Below are 7,113 nucleotides of genomic sequence, written 5' to 3' on the forward strand. Positions count from 1 at the left end.
TCAGGCTCCCGGTCGCAGGGTCCACACCTTGGTGGAGGCGGGTTGGTCGGCGGCCATCAGGAGCGGCGGGTTTCGGCCCTCCCACCAGTACGGGATGAAGTTCCGGTACCAGGGTGAGGCCGGGTTCTCGCTCTGGCCGCCGGGGTAGACGGCCTGCGCGGTGGCAGTGTTCGGGCCCTTCCAGTCGACGACCATGCGCCAGCTCGGGCCGAAGGTGGAGTTCATGCCGCCGTCGGCCGCGTTGACGGTCCAGCGGTCGCCCTCGGCGGGCTCGGGGCCGTAGCCGAGGGCTTCGGCGCCGGTGAGGGAGGGGATCTGCCGGGTGTGGACGCGGTCCCAGGTCCAGGTGGCGGGGTCGTTGCCGAGGTCCTGGGACAGTTCGGAGACGGCTTGGGCGAAGGCGGTGCGCATGGCGTCCGTCGCGGTGCGGGTCGGGCCGCCGGGGGAGGTGAAGGCCGGGTTGGTCGGGTCGTGCAGGGTCCAGGCTTCGAGGTTCTCGTCGAGGCTGGGCAGGGCGCTGGAGACCTTGAGGTACAGGCGGTCGCGTTCGACCGGCACCTTGGCGTGGTTCCACCAGGGCTGGAAGGTGGTCTCCAGGTAGTCGTTCCAGAAGGTCCACCAGATCGGGCCGCCGGCGACGCCGGGTTTCATGGTGTGGTCCCAGCGGTTCAGGACGTCGAGGGCGGCCTGTTGGCGGGGGTCGAGCTTCTGGTCGGCCAGGGCGGTCTTCAGGTGCGGCAGGATGACGGTGGCGAGGTAGTCCGTGACGTCGTTCTGCAGGGTGGTGAAGTCCGCGCTGGTCATCGCCTGGTGGCTCTCCAGGTACTGGTAGATCCGGTTGGCCCGGTAGCCGTTGTCGAAGGCGTTGAGCGTGGTGCCGATGTAGTACGGGTAGTCGGCGGAGACGGGGCGCTGGTTGGCGGTCGCGACCACGTGGTTCGGCGGGTTGTAGACCTGCGGGGTGGCGTCGAAGGGGATGGCGCCGACCACGTCGTACTCGCCGGTGCCGGGCAGCGGGAACCAGGGGTTGCCGCCCTTGGTCAGGGGGAAGTACCCGGCGGCGACCACGCCGATGTTGCCGCCGCCGTCGGCGTAGGCGAAGTTGAGCGTGGGGGCGTGCCAGTCGGCGAGCGCGGTGCGGAACTCCTGGTAGTCGCGGGCCTTGTTGACGGAGAGCAGGACGGCCAGGTCGGGGGAGGGGATGTTGCCCATCCAGCTGACCGAGGTGGTCTGCCCGGCCCGGGTCAGGACCGGCCCGTGCACGGTGAGGTCCACGGCGAGGTGTTCGGTGTCGCCGCCCCGGACCGGGATGGTGTACTCCACCCGCTGCATCGGGTGCCACGCGTTGTTCCAGAAGTACTGGCCGGGGTGGTCGGGGCTGGTCTGCTCGCTGTAGAAGACCGTCGACTGGTTCTGCCCGTCGGTCAGGGACCAGGAGATGTTGGCGTTGCGGCCGATCAGCACGCCGGGCATGCCGGCCATGCTGGCGCCGGTGACGTCGGTCTCCGGCGAGGACAGCGCGATCTGGTACCAGTACGAGGGCAGGGTCATCGGCAGGTGCGGGTCGCCGGCGAGCATCGCGTTGCCGCCCGCCACGGCCGGGCCGTTCGCCGCCCAGGCGTTGCTGTCCGGGAAGGTGTGGACCTGGGTGGCCGGGAGCGCGCGGATGGTGTCCAGCAGGGTGTGGGCCGCGGTCGCCTCCCCGGCGGGGTCGGGCTTCCCGGTGGGGGCGACGGGCGCGGGGCGCGGCTCCGACCGGTTGGCGGCGGCTTGGCCGTCGGGCCCGGCGGTGTTGACGTTCGGGGGCAGCGGCGCGATGCCGAGGTCGCGGTACGGTCCGACGTCGTACGGCCGTTGGTCGTTGGGCGCGTGGACCGGGAACCAGTCCATGGTGCGCTCCTCGCCGAGGGACTCCCGGAAGATCGCGTAGTCCAGCGGGGTGCTGGTGAAGTCCATGCTCTGGGTGAGGAGTTCCTGGATGACCAGGCTGTCGACCGGGGTCCAGTCGGCCGGGTAGACGCCGGTGAGGGAGAAGATGGCCGGCCACTGCCCGTTGTGGCGCAGCTCGGAGATCCAGGCGTTGACTCCCCGGGTGTAGCTGGTGAGGGCGCGGCCCGCCGGGCTGTCGGGCGCGGTGGCGGCCCAGGTGGCCTCGGCGGTGCGCAGGAGTCCCATCTGGAGTTCGAAGCGGTCGGACTCGACGCTCCCGGGCCCGTTGAGTTCCGCCAGGCGTCCGCGTCCGGCGCGCCGCTCCAGGTCGAGCTGGGCGAGCCGGAAGCGGGCGTGCAGGTAGCCCTGGGCCTGGAACAGGTCGGTGTCGGAGGCGGCCTTGACGGTGGGGACGCCGTTGTCGTCGAAGGCGACCGTCACCGGCGCGTTCAGGCCCGCCAGGGTGAGGGTCTCGGTGTGCGGGAGTTCGGCGCCGGCGGCGGAGTCCCACGCACCGGCCCCGGGGACGAGGGCGGTTCCGAGGGCCGGGACGGGCCCGATGCCCAGCGCGAGCAGCGCGAGGACCAGGCCGGAGACTACGGCTGCCACCGCCGCGTGGGTGGCTGTGCGTATGCGCCGCGGCAAGTTGACTCCAGGGGTGCGAGGTTGGGCGGGGTGAAGGGGGCTGGGGTCGAGGCAGGGGGGCTCAGGGAGCCGTCAGGACCAGAAGTCGGCCATCGTGCGGTGGATGCCCTCGACGGTGGCCCGGAGCTCGGGGTGCCCGGGGACCGTGCCGTAGACCGTGCCGATCAGCCACTCGGTGCCGGCCCGCCAGTCGGCCCGCCAGGACGGGTCGATCGTGGCGTCCACCAGGTCCACCCCGGGGAGGTGGTGGAGGCCGTCGAGCACCTCGCCGGGGCCGGGGGCGAGGCCGTCGGCGGGCGGGGAGATGAAGTACTGGAACGCCACCTTCGGGCAGCCTGCGCCCAGGGCGAGCACCGGCTGGGGCGGGTCGAACGCGCCGAGTGCCAGCCGGAGGGCGAGGGCGAGCAGGTCCGTCCCGGCGGAGCGCTTGAGGACGTCCGAGACGTGCCCGCCCAGGCGGCCGTTGACCTCGATCAGCCGCGGCCCGTCGGGGGTGAACTTGATCTCGGTGTGGGTGACGCCCTCGCGGATACCGAGCGCCCGCAGCGCGCGCTGCTCCAGGGCCACGACCTCGTCGGCCAGGCCGGCGGGGAGCAGGGCCGGGGTGAAGTAGCCGGTCTCCCGGAACGGGGGGGCCAGTGGCAGCTTGCCGGTGACCGCGACGGTGCGGATCTCGCCGTCGCGGATCGCGGACTCGACCGAGACGTAGTCGCCCCAGAACTCCCCCACCACGGTGGGGTCGCTCACCAGGTACTCCTCCAGCACGAACACCGCCGGGCTCGCCACGCCCTCGGTGAACTCGGCGTACCGGTCGGCCAGTTCGGCGGCGGTGCGGACCAGGCAGGTGTCCACGCTGCCGGCGCCCGAGCGGGGCTTGAGGACGGCGGGCAGCCCGGTCGCGGCGAGGGCCGGGCCGAGGTCGGCGGCGGAGTGGACCGTCCGGCAGGCGGTGGCCTGTACGCCCGCCGCCGCCAGGGCCTCGCGCTGGCGGAACTTGTCGACCAGGACCTCGACGGTGGCGCGGTCGTGGAACGGCACTCCGCACCGCGCGGCCACGGCGGACGCCGTCCGGAGCAGGTGGTCACTGAAGGTGATCACTCCGGAGGCGCCGAACTCGGCGGCCCGGTCGCACAGTTGCTCCTCGGTCAGGCCGGACGTGTCCACCACGGTGACCGACTTCGGCAGCTGGGCCAGGTCGGCGGCCACCTTCGGGTCGCCGAGGTCGCCGAAGAAGACCGCCGTGCACAGCCGCCGCCCGGCGGTCAGGACCCCGCGCGCGGTCGCCGAGCCCCGGCCGTAGACGACCAGCAGCACCGGGGGCGTCGGGGACGAAGGGGGCGTAGGGGACTCCGGGGGCGCCGGGTGGTCCGTCGGGTTCGAGCCGCCCATGTCAGCGCTCCTGCGGCTGGTTCGGGCTGAACGCCGCGCGCTCGGCGGCGACGGACCGGTGCTCCCAGGCCTCCCGGTCGCGCAGGTAGAGCGGCCGGTCGGCGACGACGGCCCGGGTCTCGGCCGAGCCCGCCGAGAGCCGCCACCGCACCGAGCCGGTGACGTGCGCCGAGCAGACCTCGATGAACGCCTGGCTGGCGCGGCGCAGTTCGCCGAACCAGCGGCCCTCCAGCGCCTCGCGGACCCACAGCTGCTCCTGGTTCAGCTTCTCCCGCAGCAGCTCGGCGGAGAGGGTGGCCGTCTCCAGGTGGCGGCGCGAGCGCAGCAGCAGCCAGGCGGCGGGCATCTCGCGGATCTCCAGCACCTTCGGCCCGTGGCCCAGGTGTTCGAGCCCGCTGTACCGGCCGAGGCCGTGCGCGCCGACCAGGTGGTTGAGGGTGTCGATCAGCTCGGTCAGCGGCAGCCGGCGGCCGTCCACCGCGACCGGACGGCCGGCCTCGAAGGCGACCTCGACGGCCTCCGGGGCCTCGGCGGGGCGCAGCGCGCTCCACTGGTAGAGCCGCTCGGGCACGGCGTGGTCCTCGGGGTCGTCGAGGATCCCGGACTCGAACTCCCGGCACCACAGGTTGGAGTCGCCGCTGACCAGCCGCTCGCTCAGCTGCTCCAGGCCGGCTTCCTTGAGCTCGCGCATCTTCTGGTCCCGGTCCACCGGGTCCAGGTCGTACGGGCTGCCGTAGCGTCCGGCGAAGCCGAGCAGTTCGAGGGCGCCGTTGAGCCGGCGCAGGGTGTTCTGGGAGCGGTTGGCGGTGTGCAGCACGGTGGTGGCGCCGAGTTCGCGGGCGGTGTCGACGGCGACCTTGGCGATCAGCGGGCGGCTGAGCGAGGAGCTGACCGGGTGGGTGTCGAGGTAGACGGCGTGCGCGGCGATGGCCGGGCGGACGTAGTCCTCGGCGAACTCCTGCCGGCCGTCGACCAGGTGCAGCCGGATGCCGAGCCGGTCGGCGATCCGCTGCTTGTGCTCGCTGCTCTCGTCCTCGCCGAGGTCGACGCTGACGGCGTGGACGTTGCGGGCGCCGGCCCGGGCCAGGCGGTGCAGCAGGTAGCTGCTGTCCAGCCCGCCGCTGAACAGGGTGACGACGGGGGCCGACGGATCGCGGGCGATCGCGTCGAGCTCGCCGAAGGAACGGACGACCTGGGCAGTCACCGCGATCCCTCCGGTCCCTGCTCGGCCAGGGCGGCGGTGAAGGCCGTCACCGTGGGCTCGTCGTACATCAGGTGCATCGGGACCTCGACGCCGAGCAGCGCCTCCAGCTTGCGGGTGGCGCGGACCACCTTGAAGGAGTCCCCGCCGATCTCGAAGAAGTCGTCGTCCGGGCCGATGGCGGGCAGTCCGAGGACCTCGCACCAGACCGTGGTGACGGTGGCGGCCACGCCGTCGCCGGGCGGTGCTTGCGGTTCGTCGGTGACGGCGGGCAGGACGGCCCCGGCCCGCTCGGTCAGCAGGGCGCGGTCCAGCTTGCCGTTGGCGGTCAGCGGCATCGAGTCGACGGTGGCCAGCGACGCCGGGACCATGTACGAGGGCAGGGCGCCGCGCAGCGTCTCGCGCACGGCGGCGGTGACGCTCGCGGGCTCGGCGCCGGGTGCGAGCACCAGGAAGCCGACCAGCCGGGCGTCGCTGCCGCGGCCGTGGGCCACCACGGCCGCCTGCCGGACCTCGGGCACCCGCAGGGCGGCGGACTCGATCTCGCCCAGTTCGATCCGGTAGCCGCGGATCTTCACCTGGAGGTCGACCCGGCCCAGGAACTCCAGGCCGCCCACCGGGTGGGTGCGGACCAGGTCGCCCGAGCGGTAGAGCGGGCCGGGGCCGTCGCCGAGGTGGTCCGGGACGAAGCGCTCCGCGGTGAGCTCGGGCCGGTTGAGGTAGCCGAGGGCGAGGCCCTCGCCGCCGATGTAGAGCTCGCCGGGCTCGCCGTCCGGTACGGGCTTGCCGTCCTCGTCGAGGATCCACAGGGTGGTGTCCTCGATGGCCGGGCCGATGTAGACGGTGTCCAGGCCGGGGTCGCGCGGGGGCACCCAGGCGGTGCAGTAGATGGTGCACTCGCTCGGCCCGTAGAGGTTGGTGAGCGGCGCGGTGGACTGGGCGTGGAAGCGGCGGACCAGCTCGGGCGCGAGCGGCTCGCCGCCGGTGAGGACGCGCCGCAGGCCGTCGAAGCGCTCCTCGGGCCCGCGGGCCAGCAGGAACAGCTCCAGCAGCGAGACCACGCAGTAGAAGATGGTGATGTCGGCGGCGCGGATGGTCTCGGCGAGGTAGTCGGCGTCGCGCTGGCGGCCGGGGGCGGCGATGACGATGGTGGTGCCGGTGATCAGCGGCCAGTACACCTCGATCAGGAACATGTCGAAGCTGCACGCGGTGTGGTGCAGCATCCGGTCGTCCGGGCCGAGTCCGTGGCTGCGCTGGAGCGCCCGCAGGCGGGTGGTCACCGCCCGGTGCGGGATCAGCGAGGCCTTCGGCCGGCCGGTGGAGCCGGAGGTGTAGATGACGACCGCGGGCTGCTCGGCGAGGTCGGCCGCCGGCTCGAACGGGCCGGCCGGGCGGGCCGCCGCGCACTCGTCGACGGTGACGACCTCGGTGCCCGGCAACTCGGGGAAGCGGGAGCGCAGTTCGGGGGTGGTGATCAGCAGCCGGGGCGTGCAGTCGGCCAGCATGTCGAGGGTGCGGGCGACCGGGTCGTTGACGTCGAAGGCGACCTGGGCGGCGCCGGCCAGGATCACCCCGGCCACGGCGACCACGAAGTCGGCCGAGCGCTCCAGGTAGACCGCGACCCGCTCGCCCGGGCGTACCCCCCGCTCGCACAGCAGCGAGGCGACCCGCACGGTGCGGTCCCTGAGCTCGCCCGCGAGCAGGACCCGGTCGCCGTCGACCACGGCGGGCTGCGCCGGGTCGGCCTCCCAGCGGGAGAGCAGCAGGGTGTCGAGCCGTCGTTCGCCGTCGTCGAGAATCGTGGCCGTAGAGCTAGCCATGGAGGTTGTGTCCAATCGGTGTGGTCGGTGCAGGGGCTGGTACGGGCAGCCCGCGTACTACGCGGACGACGTGTCGCTCACCGGCCCCGGCGGCAGCAGCCCCACGCCGACGACCCCTCCGCCCACGAC

The 7,113-nt window shown here is 73.3% G+C and carries 4 protein-coding genes; all 4 read right to left on the reverse strand.

Features of this window, described 5'->3' with window-relative positions; genetic code table 11:
- Positions 1 to 2,538, reverse strand: a complete 2,538-nt coding sequence (locus tag AB0O82_RS17265) for a penicillin acylase family protein (protein ID WP_363584444.1) — start codon at positions 2,536 to 2,538, stop codon at positions 1 to 3.
- A gap of 108 nt (positions 2,539 to 2,646) precedes the next feature.
- On the reverse strand, positions 2,647 to 3,963 hold the full coding sequence (locus AB0O82_RS17270; RefSeq protein WP_331744780.1) for an ATP-grasp domain-containing protein: 1,317 nt from the start codon (positions 3,961 to 3,963) through the stop codon (positions 2,647 to 2,649).
- A 1-nt stretch (position 3,964) separates the two neighbouring features.
- Positions 3,965 to 5,167, reverse strand: a complete 1,203-nt coding sequence (locus AB0O82_RS17275) for an argininosuccinate synthase-related protein (protein ID WP_331744778.1) — start codon at positions 5,165 to 5,167, stop codon at positions 3,965 to 3,967.
- Positions 5,164 to 6,984 (reverse strand): non-ribosomal peptide synthetase, encoded by a 1,821-nt coding sequence (locus tag AB0O82_RS17280; protein WP_331744777.1) that lies wholly within the window; start codon positions 6,982 to 6,984, stop codon positions 5,164 to 5,166. Before AB0O82_RS17280 ends, AB0O82_RS17275 begins: the two co-directional genes overlap by 4 nt.
- Between the last annotated feature and the right edge of the window lie 129 nt (positions 6,985 to 7,113).

It is taken from the genome of Kitasatospora sp. NPDC088264, from assembly GCF_040685715.1.
Classification (GTDB): Bacteria; Actinomycetota; Actinomycetes; order Streptomycetales; family Streptomycetaceae; genus Kitasatospora.

What these genes read in the sequence shown, in the direction of transcription:
- AB0O82_RS17270 (WP_331744780.1), bottom strand. Translation starts at nt 3,963, where the DNA reads ATGGGCGGCTCGAACCCGACGGACCACCCGGCGCCCCCGGAGTCCCCT.
- AB0O82_RS17280 (WP_331744777.1), bottom strand. Translation starts at nt 6,984, where the DNA reads ATGGCTAGCTCTACGGCCACGATTCTCGACGACGGCGAACGACGGCTC.